Source organism: Burkholderia sp. PvR073 (assembly GCF_054055695.1).
In genome coordinates, this window is the sequence record NZ_JBSRXO010000008.1 from 24,765 (window position 1) to 46,748 (window position 21,984).

The window sequence follows — 21,984 nt, forward strand, 5'->3', positions numbered from 1 at the left end:
GTCAGTTGGCCCCCTTCGTCGCGCTCGCGCCGACGGCGGCGCTGCCGGGCGCCGGCAGCAGCGTGATCTCGACGCGCCGATTCAGCGCGCGGTTCTCGGGCGTATCGTTCGGCGCGACCGGGTCGAGCGTGCCGCGCCCTTCGGCCGCGAGCCGCTCCGGATGATCGAGGCGCCCGGCGATCATGCCGCGCACGGCCTCGGCACGTTCGCGCGACAGGTCCCAGTTCGACGCGAAACGTGCCGTGTGCACCGGCGTGTCGTCGGTATAGCCGGTCACGCGCACGTTGCCGGGAACCTGGTTCAGCGCATCCGCGACCCGCGCCAGCACCGGCGCGTAACGGTCGATCACCGACGTCGAACCTGACTTGAACAACCCATCGCCGCGTAGCACGATCACGCTGCGATCGGCGTCGTCGCGCACCGACACGAGGCCGGCCGCGATCTCGGGGGCCAGGAACTTTGCGACCCGCGGCGCCGGCGCCGGGCGCGGCGGCGCCTGCGCGGGCTGCAGCCTCGGCACGTGCAGCGCGTCGATCGACGCGAACAGCCGGTCCGAATGCCCGGCCAGCGCGAGGCGCAGCCCGACGAACACGCCGAAGCCGACCAGCAGCGCGAGCGCCACGCAGACCCACAGCGGCACGGCGAAGCGGCGCGACACGTCGCGCGTGACGACGTCGCGCCAGTGCGGTGACAGCGCGGGATCGAATTCGCCGCGCACCGAACGGATCGTGTGGGCCAGTTGCCAGCGCAGCGCGTCGAGCTCCGCATGGCCGTTGTCGAGCACGCGATAGCGGCCCTCGAAACCGAGCGCGAGACAGAAATACAGCAGCTCCAGCAGATCGAGGTGCTGACGCGGTTGCTGCGACAGTCGTTCGAGCAGGTGGAAGAACTTCTCGCCACCCCAGGTTTCGTTGTGGAACGACACGAGCAGGCTGTGCGACGACCACACGCTGCCGCCCCACGGCGTCAGCGCGGCCGCTTCGTCGAGCGCCGTGCACAGGCAGTAGCGCGCGCCGATGATCGCCTCCGACGGCACACCGGCTTCCTGCGCGCGCGCCTCGAACTGGCGGATCTCGACGACGAGATGCTCGCGCAGCCACGCCGGATTCGGATGATGGACGGTCGAACGGATCTGCGGCACGAGATTGAGCAGCGGATTCGCGGCCGCGACAAGCGGGTTCGTGCCGCTCGCGGCCCAGCGGCCGGGGCGCGGTTGCGTGGCCGTCGGGCCGGCCGCAGCGGACGCCGCGGCCGGATGCATGCCGCCCGGATTCGGCGGCACGAATCCGCCTGCGCCGGCGGAGATCGAATCGGAGGAAGAATTCATCGCGCTGTTCCGCCCTCACCCGCGTATCGCCCAGAACTCCATCGAGAGCCCGGGGAATTCGCCTGCGAAATGAAATGCCAGACCGCCGGAGCGCGCCAGCTGCTTCCACAGGTCGCTGCCCTTGTCGATCTCGAAGTACGTATGTCCCGCGTGATACGGGATCTGCCGCGGCGCGACCGGCAACTGGCGCATCGTGATGCCCGGCAGCTGCAACTGCACGAGATCGCGGATCCGCTCGACGGGCCCGAGCTTCGCCTGCGCGGGAAAACGGGCGCGCAGGCTGTCGGCCGGTATGTCGGCGCGCACCGCGAGCACGAAACCGGCCGTGTCGCGCAGCGCGGGATCGGCGAGCGTCGCGACCCGGATGCCGTTGCCCGCGTCGCGCAGCTCGATCTGGATCGCGTTTTGCTCCAGCACCGTCGACAACGACCGGCGCAGCTCCGTCATCAGTTCGGCGAAGCTCGTGCGCAGGTCGTCGTGCACGTAGACCGCGAGCGATTGCGGGCGCCGGCCGGCCGCCGTGAACGTGCTGAGGTCGCACGCGAGTTTCAGCCAGTCGCGGAACAGCGCCTCCGGATGCGTCGCGACGTCCTGCTGCGCGTGCCAGGTCAGCGCCAGATAGCGGTTCACGAGCTGCAGCAGCAGGAAATCCGCGACCTCCGATACGCCGCCGCGCCCCGGTTCCGACAGGCGCTCGGCCAGCGCGTCGCTGCGCTGCGTGAGCAGTCCGTGCAATTCGCGCGTGTACGCGAGCAATGCCGAGTCGCGCTGCGCGACCAGGCGCGGCGGAATGTAGCCGTCGTCGACGAGCAGCCGCGCGTCGGTGCGCCGCTCGACGATCCGCACGACGCCGAGCGCGTGCCAGTCGCCGGTCAGCTCGGTGTCGAGCATCAGCCGGACGTTCAGGCGCCCCGTTTGCAGCAGCGCGGGGCCGAGCGCGACCGCGTTCGCATCGGCCACTTCGTATTCGCGCACGACGTAGCGGGCGACGTCCGCGTTGCCGCTGCCGCCCGCGTCCACGCCGAACGACACCTCCTCGCCGCCGCCGCGCCACAGCGGCAACGCGAGCACGACGAGCCGGTCCTTCGCATCGGCCGGTACGTCGAGCGGTTCGGGCAGATCGTCCGGATGCGACAGGTCGAACGGCGTACCGTCGCGCATCACGCCCGCCGCCGCACGTAGCGCGACCTTGCCGAGCGCCAGCTGCTCACGGTCGATCTCGAGGGTATCGAAACCCCAGTAGAACCCCTGCAGCGGCAGGCAGCGCAGCGCGACATAGCGTTCCCAGTGCCGTTCGAGTTGCTGGAAATGCTGCGGCCGCAGGAACATCCCTTCGGTCCACACCACCCGCTGGCGCAATGCGGCGACCGGCGTCGCGGACATCGTCGGTTCCGTCATGGGCGCCCCCGCGTCTCATTCAATGCGAGACCGCCGTTCCTGACCGTGATCGACAGCTTCAGCTCGCCGGGCGACGTCTGCCAGAACTTGTATACGTTGAGCTGCCTGGCGCGCGGCAGCGGCACCGTCAGGCGCCAGCGGTTCCTGTCGAGCATGCGGTATTCGGCGATCACGCCGATCGCACCGGCCTCGACATTGCCGAGGTAGTGCAGCGTGCGCGACTCGCCCGGCCGCAGGATCACGCGGTCGGTGCCGAGCAGGTCTGCGCCGAGAATGTTCTCGGGCTTGTCCTGGAGCGAGAAAAAGTCGGCGCCATCGAACGCAGACGCCGCGCGCAGTTGGAACACCTTCAACACGATCGGCGACGGCTTGCGATTGAGATCGGGGTTGACGTCGGGCGCCACGTCGACCGTGATCGCATACGGCACCGCGGCGGCACGCTCGGTGGCGCCGCATCCGGGCAACAGCAATGCACATCCCAATACGATGAACCCGCTGGACCGCCGACGCATATTTCACCCTCGCAGCGCAATAATTCCCCCGCCGATTTACATAAGCGAAATCGGAGCTCCGGATTAAAAAGGGACAATTAATTGACCGGTAATTATGTGGCTTGCATATCCTTCAATTTAAATTTCATGCGGCAATTTATTCTGGCAAGAAGCCGGGTCAAATCGCCAATTACGAGCCTGGATCGAAGTTGGGGAGATGACGATGAATTGAATTGATTTCGGTCATTTCGAGAAGACGTGTTAATCCGACCGGTTCGCCGCGGCGGCCCGGTTCTATTGCATGGACACTTGCTGATGGACGCTGAACCCAAGCCTGCCGGCCGTCGGCGGTGGGCGGTCCCGCCCTGTGGGTTGTGCCAGGCTGTTTGCATTGCCCGAACGGACGGCCCGTTTTTCCGGCCATTGACGGGTGTCGGGCAAACAACTGACGAATCCAAAAAGCATAGCGAACTATAGAATCGATTTTATGGATTAACAAGTCAAAAACCGGGAATGGATTTGAGTGGTAACTCGAACGCAATTTTCCAATTGAAACAAAACGTAACGGCGGTATCGGCCGGCATGATTGGCACTAGAATCCAACAGCGCTTGTGCGACACCTTCCAATTACGCAAGTATTTCATTCCAAAATGAAAGGCCGTTCATCGATCGTGATTTTTCTCGGCGCCTTGTTGCTGGGAATCGGCGCGTGCAGCACGTCCCCCACGCAGTCTGCGGCGCGCGCCGCGGTCGACAGCGCGCGTGCGGCCTATGGCGCGGGCGACTACGGGCGGACGATCGCGATCCTGAGCCGGGCGAAGGAGATCGACGGCGCCGACACCGACACGCAGGTCGCCGCGCACAAGCTGCTTGCGTTCAGCTATTGCGTGACGAACCGCATCGCGCAGTGCCGCGCCGAGTTCTCGAAGAGTCTCGACCTCAACCCGCGCTTCGACTTGTCCCCCGCCGAGAAGGGGCATCCGATCTGGGGGCCCGCGTTCGAATCCGCGCGCCGCAGACATGCGGCGTCATCCTGACCGAACCGGTTTCCCCGCGAGCGCTTCACCACCGAGCGACGTATGACATGCAACTGATCGTGATCGAACATGCCGGCGAGCCGGTCGAAAGCGACTCCTACGACGCTGTCGTGTTCCACCCGCCCGGCGGCACCATTGGCCGGGCCACCGACAATCATCTCGTGCTGCGCGACGACAGCCGGCAGATTTCCCGGCTGCAGGCCCTGCTGCAGGTGGGTGACGACGCGTGCCTGCTGAAGAACCTGAGCAGCGTGTCGACCATCGAGGTGAATCGCGAGCCGGTCGGCTATGCACAGGAGCGGCCGCTCAATAGCGGCGACATCATCCGCATCGGGCCGTACGTGCTGCGCGCCGAACGTGACGACGGACATGACGACGGACATGACGCGCCGGTCGTCGACATGCGCTCCGCTGCCAACGCGAGCGCCGACCCGCGACGTGCGCCGGAGCCTACTGCGCGTGCAACCGGCGAGACGAAAGGCGCCGGCAACCGCTTATGGAGCCTGCTGCAGGATCGCCTCGCCCCGCGCGGCAAGGCGGCGGACGCCGGCAACCGGTCCGGCACGGCGCGCAGGGACGCTGCGCAGCCGGCAAGCCGCACCGCGCCGGCCGCGCCATCGGTGCCGTCGCAGCGCGACCTGAATCAGCTGTCGATCGATCCGCTCGACCTGTTCGCGCAGTCGTCGCCCGATATCGGTCGGCCGGGTTCGGCATCACCGGCCGAACGCGGCCATGCGGATCGCGGCGCGTCGTTCGAGACGCAGGCCGACCACGCGCCCGAGTGGACGCAGCACGTGCGCGTGCAACCGGCGGCAACGCACACCGAGCCACGGCCGGCGGACGAGCCTGCGACGCGGGCGAACCGCGTGCCGACGCCCGATGAATTGCTGAACGCGTTCTTCGAGGGGGCAGGACTCGATACGGCCGCCGAATCGCATCAGTGGTCGGCCGAGCAGCTTTACATCGCGGGACAGTTGCTGGCGCTGTTCGCGCACGGCACGGTCGAGCTGCTGTCGTCGCGCAGCATCCTGAAGCGGGAGGTGAAAGCGCACATGACGATGCTGCTCGATCGCGAGAACAATCCGCTGAAGCTGCTGCCGGACGGCGGCGCCGTGCTGCGCCAGATGTTCGGGCTGCCGCTGCCGGGCTTTATGTCGCCGCAGAGCGCGGTCAGCGACGCGTTCCAGGATCTGCACGCGCACCAGATCGGCATGGTCGCCGGCATGCGCGCCGCGCTGATGGACCTGTTGACGCGTTTTTCGCCGCAACGGCTGCGCGAACGTGACGATGCGATGCGCTGGTACGAGAAGCGCGTGCCGGCGCTGTACAAGGCGAGGATGTGGGATCGCTACGCGGCGACCCATCGCGACACGGTGTTCGCGATCGAAGACGATTTCGCGTCGGTGTTCGGCAAGGCGTTTCTGGCGGCATACGACGCGGAAGTGGAAAGCTATCGCGGCAGCAGCCGGCATTGAGCGGCGGGCGCCGTATGTCCCGTGCTCGACGGGACCGACCGCCATTGCCGGGCAAAACCGACCGCGAACGAAGCAGAAAGGATCAGAAACGACAAGGCCGAGCAAAACGCCCGGCCTCCGGCACCTCAGCATGCGCGCCGCACAACCAGCGGCACGCACGCGCTCGAACGGTCGTCAGACCGCCATCACCGTCACCGACTTCGTGACGAGATACGGCTCCAGCGCTTCCGGTCCGCCTTCCGACCCGTAGCCCGAATCCTTCACGCCGCCGAACGGCATTTCCGGCCACGGCGTCGCGGGCTGGTTGATCCACAGCATCCCGACTTCGAGGCGCTGCGTCAGCAGGTGCACGTTCGCGAACGAGCGCGTGAACGCATAGCCGGCCAGCCCGAACGGCAGACGGTTCGCTTCGGCGATCGCGTCCTCGAGCTTGTCGAAGCCGCGGATCGCCGCGACCGGACCGAACGGCTCGTTGTTGAACACGTCCGCTTCGAGCGGCACGTTCGCGATCACGGTCGGCGCGAAGAAGTTGCCTTCCGAGCCGATCCGTTCGCCGCCGGTCTCGATGCTCGCGCCGACCTTGCGCGCGTTCTCGACGACCGACGCCATCGCGGTCAGCCGGCGCGGGTTCGCCAGCGCGCCGAGCGTCGTTCCTTCCTCGAGGCCGTTGCCGATCTTCAGCCCTTCGGCGTGCTGGACCAGCGCGCGCGTGAATTCGTCGCGGATGCTGTTGTGCACGAGAAAACGCGTCGGCGAAATGCACACCTGGCCCGCGTTGCGGAACTTCGCGCCACCGGCGGCCTTCACCGCCAGCGCGACGTCCGCATCCTCGGCGACGATCACCGGCGCGTGGCCGCCCAATTCCATCGTCGCGCGCTTCATGTGCTGGCCTGCGAGCGCGGCGAGCTGCTTGCCGACGGGCGTCGAGCCCGTGAACGTCACCTTGCGGATGACCGGGTGCGCGATCAGGTACGACGAGATTTCCGCCGGATCGCCATACACGAGGCCGATCACGCCGGCCGGCACGCCCGCATCGACGAACGCGCGCAGCAGCGCGGCCGGCGATGCCGGGGTTTCTTCCGGCGCCTTCACGAGGAACGAGCAGCCGGTCGCGAGCGCGGCGCTCAGCTTGCGCACGACCTGGTTGACCGGGAAATTCCACGGCGTGAACGCCGCGACCGGGCCAACGGGCTCCTTCACGACCATTTGCTGCGCGCCGAGATTGCGCGGCGGCACGATCCGGCCGTACACGCGGCGGCCTTCGTCCGCGAACCATTCGATGATGTCGGCTGCCGACAGCACTTCGACACGCGCTTCCGTCAGCGGCTTGCCCTGCTCCTGCGTCATCAGTTGAGCGATCGCGTCGGCGCGCTCGCGCACCAGCGCCGCGGCCTTGCGCATCGTCGCCGCGCGCTCGTGCGCGGGCACCTTGCGCCATGCTTCGAAACCGCGCTGCGCCGCAGCCAGCGCGCGATCGAGATCGGCGATGCCCGCGTGGGCCACCTTGCCGATCGCCTTGCCCGTCGCCGGGTTCACGACGTCGATCGTCTTGCCGCCCGCGGCGTCGACCCACTCGCCGTCGATCAGCAGTTGCGTATCCGTATAAGTCACGTTAGCCATCCAGACACCCCTACTTTGCGTCGATAAAACGCGCGCTGCCGCGAATGGCCGCGCGCCGGTTGACAGAAAGAGCTGCGTTGCCGGGCGCGATGCACCCGGCAACGTTCGACGGCGAGCACGCGGCACGCATGCCCGTCGTCATCCGCCACGGTCGGCCGCGCTCAGCGCGTGGCCGCCGTCGCCTTGCGGAGTTTCGCGACGTCCGCCGGCTGCACGGCCGGCGCGCCGTTGTTCCAGCCGGCGCGCATGAACGTCAGCACGTCGGCGATCTGCCGGTCGTTCAACTGGTTCGAGAACGCCGGCATCGGATACGCGGACGGCACGCCGCCGATCACGAGCGACTCGCTGCCGTTCAGCGTCACGTTGATCAGCGACGATGCATCGGCCTCGAGCACGTTCGGGTTGCCGGCGAGCGGCGCGAGCAGCGGCGCGTAGCCGCGGCCGTCCACGCCATGGCAATGCAGGCAGTAAGCGTTATACACCTTCGCGCCCGGATCGTTCGCCGGCCGGCCAAGCGAGACCTGCGTCGCCTTCGGATCATAACGGTAAGGCGGCGCGCCCGTGCCGCCTGCCGCCGGCAGCGACTTCAGGTAACGGGACATCGCCGTCAGATCGTCGTCGGTCAGTTCCTGCGTGCTGTGGTTGATCACGCTGACCATCGAGCCGAACGCGGTCGCATGCTGGTTCGCGCCGGTCTTCAGGAACTGCGCGACTTCTGCATCGCTCCAGCGGCCGAGCCCCGTATTGTGCTCGCCGGTCAGGTTCGACGCGAACCAGTTGTCGATTGGCGCGCCCGACAGGAACGCCGCGCCGCCTTCATCCAGCGCCTTCTCCTGGAAGCCGACGCCGCGCGGCGTATGGCACGACCCGCAGTGCCCGAGCCCCTGCACGAGATACGCGCCGCGGTTCCACGTCGCGTCCTTGGCCGGCTTGTCGGCGTACGGCTTCGTGTCGAGGAACACCGCGTTCCACAGTGCCAGCGGCCAGCGCATGCCGAGCGGCCACGGAATCTCGGACGCACGGTTCGCCTGCTTCACCGGCTCGACGCCGTGCATGAAGTACGTGTACAGCGCCTTCACGTCGTCGTCGCGCAGCTTCGCATACGACGGATAAGGCATCGCCGGATACAGGTGATGGCCGTCCTTCGCGACACCCGAGCGCAGCGCGCCCGCGAACTCGGCTTCCGTATAGCCGCCGATGCCCGTGTCCGGGTCGGGCGTGATGTTGGTCGTGTAGATCGCGCCCATCGGCGTGACCATCTTCAGGCCGCCGGCGAACGGCGCGCCGCGCGGCGCGGTGTGGCACGCCACGCAGTCGCCCGCCTTCGCGAGATACGCGCCGCGTGCGACCAGCGCGCTGTCGGCCGGCGCCGTTTGCGCGGCATGCGCCGCGGTGCCGGCCATCAGCGCGGACAGCGCGATCAACGATGCGCCGAACGTATGAGCGACGCGATTCGAGCGGTTCAGGATGAGGTTTCGCATGGTTCGTCCCTCCTCTCAAGCCGTCTTCAGCTGGCTGCCGACCGGCAGCTTGCGCAGCCGCTTGCCGGTCGCCGCGAAGATCGCGTTCGACAGGGCCGCCGCGGTGGCAGCGGTGCCCGGTTCGCCGATTCCGCCCGGCGCCTCGCCGCTCTTCACGAGATGAACCTCGATCGGCGGCGTCTCGTTGATGCGCATCATCCGGTAGTCGGTGAAGTTGCTCTGCACGACGCGGCCGTCCTCGATCGTGATCTCGCCATACAGCGCGCCCGTGATCCCGAAGATGATGCCGCCCTGCACCTGCGCCTCGATCGTGCTCGGATTGACCGCCATCCCGCAGTCGACCGCGCACACGACGCGCTTGACCTGCACTTCGCCCTCCTCCACCGCGACGTCGATGACGATCGAGAAGAAGCTGCCGAACGCGTGCATCACCGATACGCCGCGCCCTTGCCCCTTCGGCAGCGACGCGCCCCATCCGGCCGCCTTCGTCGCGACGTCGAGCACGTTGCGCGCACGCGGCGTCTTGTCGAGCAGCGCGCGGCGATACTGGACGGGGTCAGTCTTGGTTTGCGCCGCCAGTTCGTCGATGAAGCTCTCGACGACGAACGTGCCGCGCGTCGGGCCGACGCCGCGCCAGAACGCGGTCGGGATGTGGCGCGGCTCCTGGCGCACGTAGTCGACGAGCTGGTTCGGCAGGTCGTACGGCAATTCGGCCGAAACCTCGACCGCGTCGGGGTCGACGCCGTCCTTGAACGCAGGCGGCGCGAAACGCGCGATGATCGACGAGCCGACGATCCGGTGCTGCCATGCGACCGGCTTGCCGTTCGCATCGAGGCCGGCCGAGATCCGGTCGTAGTAGTACGGCCGGTACATGTCGTGCTGGATGTCTTCCTCGCGCGTCCACACGACCTTCACGGGCGCGTTGACCTGCTTGGCGACCTTCACGGCCTGTCCGATCATGTCCGTCTCGAGCCGACGGCCAAAGCCGCCGCCGAGCAAATGGTTGTGCACGACGATCTTCTCGGGTGCGAGCCCCGTGAGTTGCTGCACCGTATCACGCGCCCGCGTCGGCACCTGCGTGCCGACCCAGATCTCGCAGCCGTCGGCGCGCACCTGCACCGTGCAGTTCACGGGTTCCATCGTGGCGTGCGCGAGGAACGGTTGCTCATAGACGGCATCGACGCGCGTCTTCGCGTTCGCGAACGCGCGGCCGACGTCGCCTTCCTTGCGCGCGACGGCGCCCTTGCCGTTCGCCGCGGCCTGCGCGAGATCGGCGACGATGTCCTTCATCGACACCTTCGCGTCCGCGCCTTCGTTCCATTTGACGACCAGCGCCGACGCGCCGCGCTTCGCGGCCCACGTGTGATCGCCGACCACCGCGACCGCGTTGTCGACGCGCACCACCTGACGCACGCCGGGAATCTTCCGCGCGGCCGTCTCGTCGACGCTCGCAACCGTGCCGCCGAACACCGGGCTGTTCACGATCACCGCGTACAGCATGCCGGGCAGGCGTACGTCGAGCCCGAACTGGGCGGTGCCGTCGACCTTCTCCGGCGAATCGAGCCGCTTCACCGGCTTGCCGATCAGCTTGAAATCGGCCGGCTGCTTCAACGCGACGTCCTTCGGCACCGGCAGCTTCGACGCGGCATCGGCGAGCTGGCCGTACGATGCGCGCCGGCCGCTCGGCGGGTGCTGCACTTCGCCGTTTTCCGCCCGGCAGCTGGCCGGATCGACGTTCCATTGTTTGGCAGCCGCGGCAACCAGCAGCGTGCGTGCGGTCGCGCCGGCGCGGCGCAGCGGTTCCCACGCGTAGCGCACCGACGTCGAGCCGCCCGTCAGCTGGCCGCCGAGCAGCGGATCGAGGAACAGCTTCTCGTTCGGCGGCGCATGATCGAGCGTGACGTTCGACAGCGGCACCTCGAGTTCCTCGGCGATCAGCATCGGCAGCGCCGTGTAGACGCCCTGGCCCATTTCCACTTTCGGCATCACCAGCGTGACCTTGCCGCCGCGGTCGATCTGCACGAACGCGTTCGGCGCGAATACGCCGGCACGCGCGTTTTCGTCCGCATCGCCGCCGATCACCGAGCGCCGCGCGTCATCGCCGGCCGCCGGCAGGCTGAAGCCGAGCAGCAGGCCGCCGCCCGCCGCCGCGCCGAGCGACATGCCCACCTTGAGAAACGAACGGCGCGACACGCCCGCGCCGGCCCGACCTGCTTCGATCAGTCCTCTCGACATGTCAGCTCCCCTTCGCGGCGTGCTTCACGGCCGCGCGAATCCGGTTGTAGGTGCCGCAGCGACAGATGTTGCCGGCCATCGCCGCGTCGATGTCGGCATCGCTCGGGCTCGGGTTGGCGGCGATCAGCGCCGTGGCCGCCATCACCTGCCCGGACTGGCAGTAGCCGCACTGGACGACGTCGAGCTCGCGCCACGCATCCTGAACCTTCTGGCCGGCCGGCGTCGCGCCGACGGCTTCGATCGTCGTGATCTTGCGGCCCGCGACGGCCGCGACCGGCAGCACGCACGAGCGCGCGGCGACGCCGTCGAGATGCACGGTGCACGCGCCGCATTGCGCGATCCCGCAGCCGAATTTCGTGCCGGTCAGGCCGACGACGTCGCGCAGGACCCATAGCAGGGGCATGTCGTCGGGGGCGTCGACCGTGCGGCTCTCGCCGTTGATATTGAGGGTGACCATTCAGCCTCCGGGGCCGGTGTATTGGGGAAGCGGCGCGGCCGGCGCGCCGGGTTGTTCATCGCCGCCGCGCAGTGCACGGCGGCTGCCGCGCGGCCCGGGTGGGGCGAGCCGCGGCGGTGGTTCGGCGCGGGTTATTCAGCCGCGTCGATGCCCGACAGCACCTTGATGACGGGCGGCGCCGAGAACCATTCGGCCGACTTGATGCGAAACGCGGTGAAATGCGGGCTCGCGAGGTGGGCGTCGAAGGCGGCCTGGTCGTCGTAGATCTCGAACAGGTGCAGCGTCGGCGAGCCGTCCTGTTCGCGGAACAGGTCGTAGCGGCGATTGCCGGGTTCGGCCCGGGTCGCCGTGACCATGCTGCGCAATTCGGCCTCGACGGCCTGCGCGTGTTCGGGTGTCGGAAATACCGATGCCATCACATAAAGCGCCATGTTTTTCACTCCTTGGGAAACGGAATCGAGCATGCCATAAGCCGGCGTCGCGTGACGCCAGCGTGCAGATGGACGCGTCGCCTCAGGCCAGTTCGTCCGGGCCGACGCGCACGACGACCTTGCCGAAGTTCTTGCCGGCGAGCAAGCCGATCAGCGCATTCGGCGCATCGGCGAGATCGGGGATCACGTCCTCGAGCGTCTTCACCTTGCCCTGCGCGACCCACTCGCTCATCTCCTTCAGGAACGGCGCATAGCCCGTCGCATAATGATCGAGAATGATGAAACCCTGCATCCGGATGCGCTTGCGCAGGATGGTCCCCATCAGCGCCGGCACGCGGTCACGGCCGCTCGACACCGCGGTGTCGTCGTACGCCGCGTCGTTGTAATGCGCGATGATGCCGCACACCGGCACGCGCGCGTGATCGTTGAGCAGCGGCCACACCGCGTCGAACACGGCGCCGCCGACGTTCTCGAAATAGACGTCGATACCGTTCGGGCAGGCTTCCTTCAGCTTGGCCGCGAACTGTGGATCGCGATGATCGATGCAGGCGTCGAAGCCGAGCGTGTCCTTCACGTACGCGACCTTGTCGGCGCCGCCCGCGATGCCGACCACGCGGCAGCCCTTCAGCTTCGCGATCTGGCCGACCACCGATCCGACCGCCCCGCTCGCGGCGGCGACGACCACGGTTTCCCCGGCCTTCGGCTCGCCGATCTTCAGCAATCCGGTATACGCGGTGAACCCTGGCATGCCGAGCACGCCGAGTGCATACGACGGATGCGCGAAGTCGCGGCCGAGCGCAATGAGATCGCTGCCGTCGGACAACGCGTAGTCCTGCCAGCCACCGCCCGCGACGACCAGGTCGCCTTCGCGATACGCGGGCAGGTTCGATGCGACGACGCGGCTGACCGTGCCGCCGACCATCACGTCGCCGAGTTCGACCGGCGGCGCATACGACGGCGCGTCGCTCATCCGGCCGCGCATGTACGGATCGAGCGACAGCCAGACCGTGCGCAACAGCACCTGTCCGGCGCCGGGCACCGGCACGTCGGCGGTCTCGGTTCGAAAGTCGTTCGGGGTGGGTGCGCCGACCGGGCGCGCGTTCAGGACGATTCTGCGGTTTGCTGTCTTGTTTTGCGGCATGGGAACCTCCGTCAACAGGATTGGACGTGCCACGGGCACGATCGGATCAACGTTCGACAACCGTGATGCGCGAGGCCGCGGCCGTGCCGGCGCATCAGCCGGCGCAGCCGCAGCCTCGCGGGTAAAGCAATCGGACTTCGGTGCGAGTAGACCAGTCGTCTAGTGCTCACGTAAAAACAAGGCGCGCCTATGCGCGCCCGGGTTATGACTGCGCTCCGTCTGGCTCGACGGGCGGCAGGTTCAGCATCCGCCGTGTTTCGAGCATCGCGCGCTCGAGCGGCTGGCGGTTGCGGTGAATCTTCTCCAGCAACGTGGCGCCAAGCCACAGCTCGTACAGGATCGCGGCCGCATGGGCGGGATCGTCGACGCCGCTCAGCGAACCGTCTGCCAGCCCGGCCTCGATACCGCCCGCGAGCCGCTCGATGATCTGGGCGGTGCCGCGCCGCAGGACCGCGCGCATCGCCTCCGACAAGTCGGACACCTCCGCGCCCAGCTTCACCGCGAGGCACTTGCCTTCCGGATCGTCCGCGCACTGCGTGTGCAGCCAGTTGCCCCAGTACGTCATCAGGCGCTGCGCGCCCGTGCCGGCCTGATGCTTGAGCAGGTTGTCGAGATGCGCGAGATAGCCTTCGAAATACGACTCGAGCAGCGCCTCGCCGAATGCTTCCTTCGAGCCGAAGTAATGGTAAAACGAGCCCTTCGGGATGCCCGCCGCGGCGAGTATCTCGTTCAGACCGACCGCCGAGAACCCCTTGTGGAGCATGATCGGCTTCGCGATATTCAGGATGTGGTGGCGGACTTCCGCGCCTGAAGATGCATTCATGATGGCGTATCTTAGCAACGATTAGACCGGTCGTCTAGTAACGTCGAGCCGGCAAGTTCAGCGGCACTTTACCCGAATCGCACCGCGTCGCGGGTGCGTTGTCGCCGCACCGTGGCGCCCGTGTCACTCGGGCTTCGGAATGTGCTTCCGGGCGGCCGGCTTCCCCGTGCGCAGACTGCCGCCGGCGGCGGCGACCCGGCGCACGGCGCATCGGGGGCGCGATCAGGATTTGTCCGTTGATACAGATCAAGCGGGCAGGAGCCCGGCAGGCGATCATGACGCCACGTCCTGCGCAAGCAGCGGCCTCTTCGCCTGCGGCAAGCCGGGTCACCGGCGGCCGCCTTCCCGGGAGAACGTCATGATCCGAACGCCATACCGAAGCGCGCTTGCGACGGCCTGCGTGTTCATCGCACTCGCGTCGCTGCTGGGTGTCGTACACGCGATGCTGGTCGACGAGCGTATCGTCCCGTACGCAATCGTCACGCTGGTTTCAGGCATCGTCGCGTTCGTCGCGCAGCTGAATCCGGCGCCGAGGGCGCGATAGCGACGCTGTCGCGTCAGGCGCCAATGGCGGCCGCGCGTGATGCGAAAGCACCCGCCCGCCGGCTTCAGTCATGGGCTTTCCTGCGCCGCCCGCCAATCAGCCGACTTCGATGATCACCTTCAACGCATGGGTTTGCGCGGCGCGCCCGAACGTGTCGTACGCACGCTCGACGTCGTCCAGCGAAAACCGGTGCGTGATCAGGCGCTTCGGATCGAGCCGCCCCGCACGCACGGTCTTCAGCAGCATCGGCGTGCTGACGGTGTCGACGAGCCGCGTCGTGATCGCGATGTTGCGATCCCACAGCTTCTCGAGGTGCAGGTCCGCCTTGACGCCATGTACGCCGACGTTCGCGACCACGCCGCCCGGCGCCACGAGCGACGTACACATCTCGAACGTCGCCGGAATGCCGACCGCTTCGATCGCGCAATCCACGCCGACGCCGTCGGTCAGCTTCATCACCTCCGCCACCGGGTCGTCGCCGCGGCCATCGAAGCAGTCGGTCGCGCCGAACTGCCGTGCGACCTCCAGCCGGTTGCTGTCCGGATCGATCATGATGATCCGCGCGGGTGAGTAGAACTGCGCGGTCAGCAATGCCGCCAGCCCGATCGGGCCCGCGCCGACGATCGCGACCGAGCAACCCGGCTGCACCTTGCCGTTCAGCACGCCGCATTCGAATCCGGTCGGCAGGATGTCGGACAGCATCACGAGTGCGTCCTCGTCCACACCTGGCGGAATCCGGTACAGGCTGGTCGACGCATGCGGGATGCGCACGTACTCGGCCTGCGTGCCGTCGATCCGGTGGCCGAGAATCCAGCCGCCGGTCGTGCAATGCGAATACAGCCCGCGCCGGCAATACTCGCACCGGCCGCACGACGAGATGCATGAAATCAGCACGTGATCGCCCGGCTTCAGCGAGTCGACCGCGGCGCCGACCTGCTCGACGATGCCGACACCTTCGTGGCCGAGAATGCGGCCCGGTTCGCACGTCGGCACGTCGCCTTTCAGGATGTGCAGGTCGGTGCCGCAGATCGTCGTGCGCGTCACGCGCACGATTGCGTCGGTGGGCGACTGCAGTTCCGGCTTGGGTCGCTGTTCGAGCGCCTTGCGCCCCGGCCCGTGGTAAACGAGTGCTTTCATCGCTGTTCCTCCATCGAAAAGGTGGCCTGTTCGTTCATCGACACCGGCGCATGCCTATGCTGCGCCAGCAGCGCCGCGAGGGCGCAGGACGCGACCCGGACGGCCACACTGTCGGCGCGGCTCGTCAGCACGATCGGTACGCGCGCGCCCACGACGATGCCCGCGTTCGCGGCACCGCCCAGGTATTCGAGCTGTTTCGCGAGCATGTTGCCCGCTTCGATATCCGGCACGACCAGGATGTCGGCGCGGCCGGCAACCGGCGAATCGATCCCCTTGTCGCGCGCGGCCCGCAGCGATATCGCGTTGTCGAACGCGAGCGGGCCGTCGACGATCGCCCCCGTGATCTGCCCGCGCTCGGCCATCTTCGCCAGCGCTGCCGCGTCGAGCGTCGAACGCATCGCCGGATTGACGGTCTCGACCGCGCACAGCACGGCCACGCGCGGGCAGGCAACGCCCAGCGCATGCGCGACGTCGACGGCGTTCTGCGTGATGGCCGCCTTCTGCGCGAGATCCGGCGCGATGTTCACAGCCGCGTCGGTCAGGATGAACGGCCTCGGATACGCCGGCGTCTCGATCAGGAAACAGTGCGACATGCGCTTGTCGGTGCGCAGCCCCGAACCCGCGGCGACAACCGCGCCCATCAGCTCGTCCGTATGCAGGCTGCCTTTCATCAGCGAGCCGGCGCGGCCGGCCGCCGCGAGTTCCACCGCGCGGGCGGCTGCCGCATGACTGTGCGGCACGTCTTCGATCGTCCATTTCGAAAGATCGACACCCGCGTCGTCCGCGACGCGCAGCACCTTTGCGCGCGGCGCGACGATCAGCGGCTCGATCGATGCCCCCAACGGCGAAGCGGCGAGCGCGACAAGCGCCGCGAGACTGGTCGCGTCGCAGGGATGCACGACGGCAACGACGAGCGGCGGCACGTTGCATGCACGCGCGATCAGCGACGGCAGTGCGCCGTCCTCACGCGGTAACAGGCCGGGCAGGCACGCGCCGTCCGGTGTATCGGCATACGGATTCCCGTTCATGTTTCGAGCACGTAGGTGCCGGGCGCCGCGCCGAGCCCGGCGGCCGGCGCGCGGGCCGGCACGTCGCCCGACGAACGCTCGTGCAGCCAGTCGCGCCAGCATGTCCACCACGATCCGTCGATCGCCGTCGTTTCCCGCACGAAGTCGTGCCGGCTGCGGTACGGCGCGCCGGGCTTGCGGGTCGCGCGGCGGTAGTGGCGTCCCGGATGACCGGGTTCCGACACGATGCCCGCGTTGTGGCCGCCCGACGTCAGCACGAAGGTCAGCGCGTGGTGCGTGAGCAGATGGAGCTTGTAGACGGAGCCCCACGGCGACACGTGATCGCGCTCGGTGCCGACCACGAACGTCGGCACATCGATGTCCGACAACGCGACCGGCCGCCCGTCGACGCAGTAGCGGCCGACCGCGAGATCGTTGTCGAGAAAGAGCCGCGTCAGGTATTCCGAATGCATGCGATACGGCATGCGCGTGGTGTCCGCATTCCACGACATCAGGTCGTTCGGCTTCGTGCGCGTGCCGAGCAGGTATTCGCTCATCATCCGCGACCAGATCAGGTCTCGCGCATTCAGCAGTTGGAATGCGGCGGACATCTGCGCGCCGTCCAGGTACCCCTGCCGCCACATCAGCGCATCGAGCGCGGACAATTCGCTCGCGTCGATGAACAGGCCGAGTTCGCCCGGTTCGCTGAAATCGGTCTGCGCCGCCAGCAACGTGATGGACCGCAGTGCTTCGTGCTGCCGCCCGTCGCGCGCAAGCGCCGCCGCAACGATCGCCAGCAGCGTGCCGCCGAGACAATAGCCGACCGCATGAACGGCTTCGCCGCAGACCGACCGGGCGGCATCGAGCGCCGCCATGCATCCGTCGCGCAGATAGTCGTCGAGCCCGAAGTCGCGCGCCTCCGCGCCGGGGTTGCGCCATGACACGGCAAACACGGTGTAGCCCGAATCGACCAGGAAACGGATCAGCGAATTGTGCGGCTGCAGATCGAGGATGTAGTACTTCATGATCCACGACGGCACGATCAGGATCGGCTCGTGCGCGACGCGCGCCGTCGTCGGCTCGTACTGCAACAGTTCGCACAACGCGTTGCGCCAGACGACGCGGCCCGGCGTGATGGCCACGTCGCGCCCCGGCAGATACGTCCGCGCGTCATGGGCATGCGTGCCGCCGGCACGCTCGAGCGACGCCTTCGCATCCTCCAGCCAGTTCAGGACGCCTGCCGCGAGATTCGCCCCGCCGCTGCACATCGTCGCGTCGAGCACGACCGGATTGGTCGCCAGGAAATTGCCTGGCGAGCACGCGTCGAGCCACTGTCGCGCAGCGAATCCGACCAGCTCCTCATGGTGCCGCTCGACGCCCGGCACGCCGTGCGTCGCGTCGCGCCACCAGCGCTGGATCGACAGGAAGCTGTCACGGTACACGTGAAACGGCCATCCGGCCCACGCGGGCGCGGCGAAGCGCGGATCGGCGTGGCCCGCGTGCACGGCCAGGCCGGTCGTCCCTGGATCGTCCGCATTGCCTTGCTTCGACGACGGTGCAAGGGCTGACAGCCACGCCTGCGTCGCGAGCTCGAAGCATTTCCCGGGCGCCACCGCCAGATGCGCGCTCCAGTCGAGCATGGCCAGCCCGAGCGACACGGGCGACAGCCCGAAGGTCATCGCGGCCACGTTCGCATGCGCGGCGCGGTTCCACTGTTCGGCAGGCGTCGTACGGACCGGCACGCATTCGTTCGCGCTCGACGCGGGTTCGTCCGGGCCGGATGGTCGCATCGATTCGTGCCCGAACGGCGTGCGGATGACGGACGCTTTCATCGCATGTGCATCCCGCCATTGACGTCGAATTCCGCGCCGGTCGCGAACGCCCCCGCGTCGGAACACAGGAAGGCGACGAGCGCCGCGATTTCGTCGGGATCGCCAAGGCGGCCGATCGGAATCTGCGGCAGGATCTTCGTGTCGAGCACCTCTTTCGGCACCGACTCGAGCATCGCGGTCGCCAGGTAACCGGGTGCGACCGTGTTGACCGTCACGCCGTGGCGCGCGAGCTCGAGCGCCAGCGCCTTCGTGAAGCCATGGATGCCGGCCTTCGCGGCCGCGTAGTTCGCCTGTCCGTATGCGCCGCGCGAACCGTTCACCGAGCCGATATTCACGATTCGCCCGAAACCGGCTTCGATCATGCCCGGCACGAACGGTTTCGTCATGTTGAAGATGCCGTCCAGGTTGGTACGCAGCACCGCATCCCACATGCTCTTGGTCATCTTCACGAAGGTGGCGTCGTGCGTGACGCCGGCGTTGTTGACCAGCACGTCGACGTGCCCGAATTCGGCCAGCACGCGTGCCGCGCAGTGTTGGCACGAATCGTAGTCGGCGATGTCGACCGCGAACGCGTGGAAGGTCCGCCCCGCTTCGCGTTCGTGCGTGAGCCACGTCGCGACGTGGTCGTTGCCTTCCGTGTGCGACACCGCCACCGTCATGCCGGCCTCGTGCAGGCGACGGCTGATCGCGGCACCGAGGCCACCCATGCCGCCCGTGACGAATGCGACCCGCTCAGCGCACATGGTCGTTCTCCTGTGCGCCGGTCATGCCGTTCAGGCGCCGGGGGCCAACCCGCTCCCCGTCACTCGCGCCGGCCGCGTCCTCGATCCCGTGCTCCAATGACGTCATCCAGTCTGCCCACGGCATGCTGGCCTCGTTCACCATCGCCAGTCGTCCCAGATCGGGCAGCCAGTCGGTCTGAAAACGCGACAGCGCACCCGCGCCGTGTTCGCGCAACCAGGTACGCCATACGCCCGCGCTCTCGTATTGCGCTCGCATGCACAGCTCGGTGGCATCCTGCCAGATCGCGACGCTCGCGATCGCATAGTCGCGCATCACCTGCCGGGTTGCCTCGCCGAAGGCCGTCCACTCGTTCGTGCCCGCCAGCGTCTGCTGCAGCTGGTGCACCGCCGAGCGGTCCCGCTCGATGCGCCGCCCTGCCAGCGCATGCCATTCGTGTTGCCAGTCGCTGTTCAGCTCGACCATCCGCAGCGCGAGATCGCAGCCCGCGCGGCAAACGTCGTTCGGTGTCGTCAAAGCGTACGTGCTCATCGGCTCCTCTCTTTCGATCCAATCAATGGGTCGGCATCACGCCGCATGCCGCCTGCCCGGGATCGGCATCGCGACCGCTTCACTGTGCGGCCACGGCGCACGTGTGCCGTTGATCTGAGTCAAGCCCGCGAAAACCCTGCTTCGTAGACTGGATTGCACTGGCGGATCACCCGTCGATGGAGCGATTCCGATGAGCTACAAGAGCATGGTCGTGCACCTCGATACAAGCACCCGCGCGCATTCGCGCCTCGAGTTCGCATTGCGCCTCGCCCGGCGCTTCGGCGCGCATCTGACCGGCCTGTTCGCGGTCTACACGCCGGAACCGCATTCGTTCTACGTGATGGCCGGGTCCGCCGATTACTTCCGCGAACATCGCGAACAGCGCGACGAACGGCGCGCCGCGCTGGAGCGGCTGTTCCATGCCGAGACGGCGCGCGCGAAAGTGCCGGCAGCCTGGGTACATGCCGACGAGCGCGCGAACCTGGCCGTGCCGCGCGCCGCACGTCTTGCCGACCTCGTGATTGCCGGCCAGAGCGACCCCAACGACCCCGAGACCTATATCGACGACCAGTTTGCGGAAAACCTCGTGTTGTCGGCGGGGCGTCCGGTGCTGTTCTGGCCGTACACCGGAGAATTCCCGTCGATTGGCGAACGGGTGATCGTCGCGTGGGACGGTGGCCGGGAAGCGACCCGCGCCGTGCACGACGCGATTCCCTTTCTCGAACATGCGAAGCGCACGACTGTCGTCGCCGTGGTCGACGGCGCTTCCGAAGCTGCGACCACGCGTATTCCGGCCGCCGATGCCGCGCTGATGCTGGCGCGTCATGCACGCGACGTGAACGTGCTCGATATCGATAGCGGTGACGGCTCGTCGGTCGGCGACACGTTGCTGTCGCGCGCTTATGAAACGGGTTCCGACCTGCTCGTGATGGGCGCCTACGGCCACTCGCACTGGCGCGAGCTGGTGATGGGCGGCGCCACGCGCACGGTGCTGGCGTCGATGACGCTGCCGGTGCTGATGTCGCACTGAGCCGTCCGATGCGTACGCTCGCGCTGCTCGTCGTCAATGCCGGTTCGTCGAGCGTGAAGTTCGCGGTCTTTGCGTATCCACCGCACGGCGAACCCGCGCGGCAGCCGCTGCACGAGGGTGAAGCGGTCACAACCGGCAACGGCGCGTCGATCCGCTTCGATGCGGAGCCGCACGGTTCGCTGCCGCTCGTCGCGGGCGATCCGTACCGCGCCGTGCTCGCGCGGATCGCGACGTGGATCCGCGTGCAGTTGCCGCACGTCACGCTGGGCGCGATCGCGCATCGCGTCGTGCACGGCGGCGCGCGGTACGTGGATCCGGTGGTCGTCGACGACGACGTGCTGGACGCGCTTCGCACGCTGACGCCGCTCGCGCCCCTGCATCAGCCGCACAGCCTGGACGCGATCGACGCGCTGCGCGACGCGTTTCCGGACGTCGCACAAATCGCGGTGTTCGACACGGCGTTTCATTGCACGCTGCCACGTGTCGAGCAACTGCTGCCATTGCCGCATGCGTGGTTCGACCAGGGCGTGCGTCGCTACGGGTTCCATGGACTGTCGTACGAATACCTGTCCGTCGCGCTTGACGAGTCGTTCGGCGCGCGCGCGCACGGTCGCGTGATCGCTGCCCATCTCGGCAGCGGGGCCAGCCTGTGCGCGCTGCGCGACTGCCGCAGCGTCGCGACGACCATGGGCTTCTCAGCGCTCGACGGCTTGATGATGAGCACCCGCTGCGGGACGCTCGATCCGGGTGTCGTCCTCCACCTGCTCGAGGCCGGGAAGCTGTCGGGCGACGACTTGGGGCACCTGCTGTATCACGAGTCGGGGCTCAAGGGCGTGTCGGGCGCCTCGGGCGATCCGCGTGTGCTGCTGGCGTGCGAAGCGGCCGGCGACACGCTGGCCCGCGATGCACTGGCACTCTATGTCCATCGCATCGTGCGTGAAACAGGTGCGCTGACCGCGCTGCTCGGCGGCCTCGACATGCTGGTCTTCACCGCCGGCATCGGCGAACACTCGGCGGTGTTGCGCGAGCGGATCTGCACGTCACTCGGCTGGCTCGGCATCGAGCTCGACGCACGCGCGAATGCCGCGCATGCCCATGTCGTGTCGTCTGCGTCGAGCACGGTCACGGTGGTCGTCGAGCCGACCAACGAAGCATGGATCGCGGCGCGCGCCGCGGTGCGCGTACTGCGCGGCAACCGCGACGGTTGATCCAGATCAGCGCGGTCGCCACACGCGCGCCGATGATG

20 protein-coding genes are annotated in these 21,984 nt (G+C 67.8%); 5 read left to right on the forward strand and 15 right to left on the reverse strand.

The genetic code is table 11. The annotated features are described in order from the left end of the window. Position 1: 1 nt before the first annotated feature. The 3 genes from ACVK00_RS22590 to tssJ are packed head-to-tail and all read right to left on the reverse strand — an operon-like array spanning position 2 to position 3,237. Positions 2–1,327, reverse strand: a complete 1,326-nt coding sequence (locus tag ACVK00_RS22590; protein ID WP_284894781.1) for a DotU family type VI secretion system protein — start codon at positions 1,325–1,327, stop codon at positions 2–4. A gap of 15 nt (positions 1,328–1,342) precedes the next feature. Next, complete coding sequence (gene tssK, locus ACVK00_RS22595; RefSeq protein WP_284894780.1) at positions 1,343–2,725, reverse strand: type VI secretion system baseplate subunit TssK; 1,383 nt, start codon at positions 2,723–2,725, stop codon at positions 1,343–1,345. Next, positions 2,722–3,237, reverse strand: coding sequence for a type VI secretion system lipoprotein TssJ (tssJ, locus tag ACVK00_RS22600; RefSeq protein ID WP_284894779.1), 516 nt, complete (start codon positions 3,235–3,237; stop codon positions 2,722–2,724). The genes tssK and tssJ overlap by 4 nt, the downstream gene beginning before the upstream one ends. A 629-nt stretch (positions 3,238–3,866) precedes the next feature. Here tssJ and ACVK00_RS22605 point away from each other — a divergent pair. Continuing rightward, a complete protein-coding gene (locus ACVK00_RS22605; protein ID WP_284894778.1) occupies positions 3,867–4,253 on the forward strand; it encodes a TssQ family T6SS-associated lipoprotein in 387 nt (128 codons plus the stop codon). Positions 4,254–4,300: 47 nt separating this feature from the next. After that, on the forward strand, positions 4,301–5,728 hold the full coding sequence (gene tagH / locus ACVK00_RS22610) for a type VI secretion system-associated FHA domain protein TagH (RefSeq protein ID WP_284894777.1): 1,428 nt from the start codon (positions 4,301–4,303) through the stop codon (positions 5,726–5,728). Between the two features lie 174 nt (positions 5,729–5,902). Here the strand turns inward: tagH and ACVK00_RS22615 are convergent, their stop codons facing one another. From ACVK00_RS22615 to ACVK00_RS22645, 7 genes are all read right to left on the reverse strand, one after another. Beyond that, on the reverse strand, positions 5,903–7,348 hold the full coding sequence (locus ACVK00_RS22615) for an NAD-dependent succinate-semialdehyde dehydrogenase (protein WP_284894776.1): 1,446 nt from the start codon (positions 7,346–7,348) through the stop codon (positions 5,903–5,905). Between the two features lie 161 nt (positions 7,349–7,509). Then, the gene (locus ACVK00_RS22620) at positions 7,510–8,829 is read right to left on the reverse strand and encodes a c-type cytochrome (protein ID WP_284894775.1); all 1,320 of its coding nucleotides are present in this window, start codon (positions 8,827–8,829) and stop codon (positions 7,510–7,512) included. Positions 8,830–8,844: 15 nt separating this feature from the next. Further along, complete coding sequence (locus tag ACVK00_RS22625; protein WP_284894774.1) at positions 8,845–11,064, reverse strand: xanthine dehydrogenase family protein molybdopterin-binding subunit; 2,220 nt, start codon at positions 11,062–11,064, stop codon at positions 8,845–8,847. Position 11,065: 1 nt separating this feature from the next. Then, on the reverse strand, positions 11,066–11,521 hold the full coding sequence (locus tag ACVK00_RS22630; protein WP_228909953.1) for a (2Fe-2S)-binding protein: 456 nt from the start codon (positions 11,519–11,521) through the stop codon (positions 11,066–11,068). 131 nt (positions 11,522–11,652) lie between these two features. After that, a complete protein-coding gene (locus ACVK00_RS22635; RefSeq protein ID WP_284894773.1) occupies positions 11,653–11,952 on the reverse strand; it encodes a putative quinol monooxygenase in 300 nt (99 codons plus the stop codon). 82 nt (positions 11,953–12,034) lie between these two features. Next, positions 12,035–13,093 (reverse strand): NADP-dependent oxidoreductase, encoded by a 1,059-nt coding sequence (locus ACVK00_RS22640; protein ID WP_284894772.1) that lies wholly within the window; start codon positions 13,091–13,093, stop codon positions 12,035–12,037. Positions 13,094–13,295: 202 nt separating this feature from the next. After that, positions 13,296–13,916: a TetR/AcrR family transcriptional regulator gene (locus tag ACVK00_RS22645; protein ID WP_228909951.1), complete on the reverse strand. Its 621-nt coding sequence runs from the start codon at positions 13,914–13,916 to the stop codon at positions 13,296–13,298. 358 nt (positions 13,917–14,274) lie between these two features. Between ACVK00_RS22645 and ACVK00_RS22650 the strand changes: the two genes are divergently transcribed. Continuing rightward, positions 14,275–14,460 carry a DUF2964 family protein gene (locus ACVK00_RS22650; RefSeq protein WP_284894771.1) on the forward strand — a complete coding sequence of 62 codons (186 nt, stop codon included), beginning with the start codon at positions 14,275–14,277 and terminating at the stop codon, positions 14,458–14,460. Positions 14,461–14,556: 96 nt separating this feature from the next. Here ACVK00_RS22650 and ACVK00_RS22655 read toward each other — a convergent pair whose 3' ends face one another. From ACVK00_RS22655 to ACVK00_RS22675, 5 genes are read right to left on the reverse strand one after another with little or no spacing between them, the layout of a single operon-like run. Then, positions 14,557–15,597, reverse strand: a complete 1,041-nt coding sequence (locus ACVK00_RS22655) for a zinc-dependent alcohol dehydrogenase family protein (RefSeq protein WP_228909949.1) — start codon at positions 15,595–15,597, stop codon at positions 14,557–14,559. Beyond that, positions 15,594–16,625, reverse strand: a complete 1,032-nt coding sequence (locus ACVK00_RS22660; RefSeq protein WP_354123078.1) for a bifunctional enoyl-CoA hydratase/phosphate acetyltransferase — start codon at positions 16,623–16,625, stop codon at positions 15,594–15,596. The genes ACVK00_RS22655 and ACVK00_RS22660 overlap by 4 nt, the downstream gene beginning before the upstream one ends. Continuing rightward, complete coding sequence (locus ACVK00_RS22665) at positions 16,622–18,436, reverse strand: PHA/PHB synthase family protein (RefSeq protein WP_284894769.1); 1,815 nt, start codon at positions 18,434–18,436, stop codon at positions 16,622–16,624. Before ACVK00_RS22665 ends, ACVK00_RS22660 begins: the two co-directional genes overlap by 4 nt. Further along, complete coding sequence (locus ACVK00_RS22670; RefSeq protein ID WP_228909946.1) at positions 18,433–19,179, reverse strand: beta-ketoacyl-ACP reductase; 747 nt, start codon at positions 19,177–19,179, stop codon at positions 18,433–18,435. Before ACVK00_RS22670 ends, ACVK00_RS22665 begins: the two co-directional genes overlap by 4 nt. Continuing rightward, positions 19,169–19,708, reverse strand: coding sequence for a hypothetical protein (locus ACVK00_RS22675; protein WP_354123079.1), 540 nt, complete (start codon positions 19,706–19,708; stop codon positions 19,169–19,171). The genes ACVK00_RS22670 and ACVK00_RS22675 overlap by 11 nt, the downstream gene beginning before the upstream one ends. Before the next feature lie 190 nt (positions 19,709–19,898). Here ACVK00_RS22675 and ACVK00_RS22680 point away from each other — a divergent pair, with 190 nt between their 5' ends. Together ACVK00_RS22680 and ACVK00_RS22685 are read left to right on the forward strand one after the other, a co-directional pair. After that, positions 19,899–20,738, forward strand: coding sequence for a universal stress protein (locus ACVK00_RS22680; RefSeq protein ID WP_284894768.1), 840 nt, complete (start codon positions 19,899–19,901; stop codon positions 20,736–20,738). Positions 20,739–20,746: 8 nt separating this feature from the next. Then, positions 20,747–21,946: an acetate/propionate family kinase gene (locus ACVK00_RS22685; protein ID WP_284894767.1), complete on the forward strand. Its 1,200-nt coding sequence runs from the start codon at positions 20,747–20,749 to the stop codon at positions 21,944–21,946. Positions 21,947–21,984: the final 38 nt, after the last annotated feature.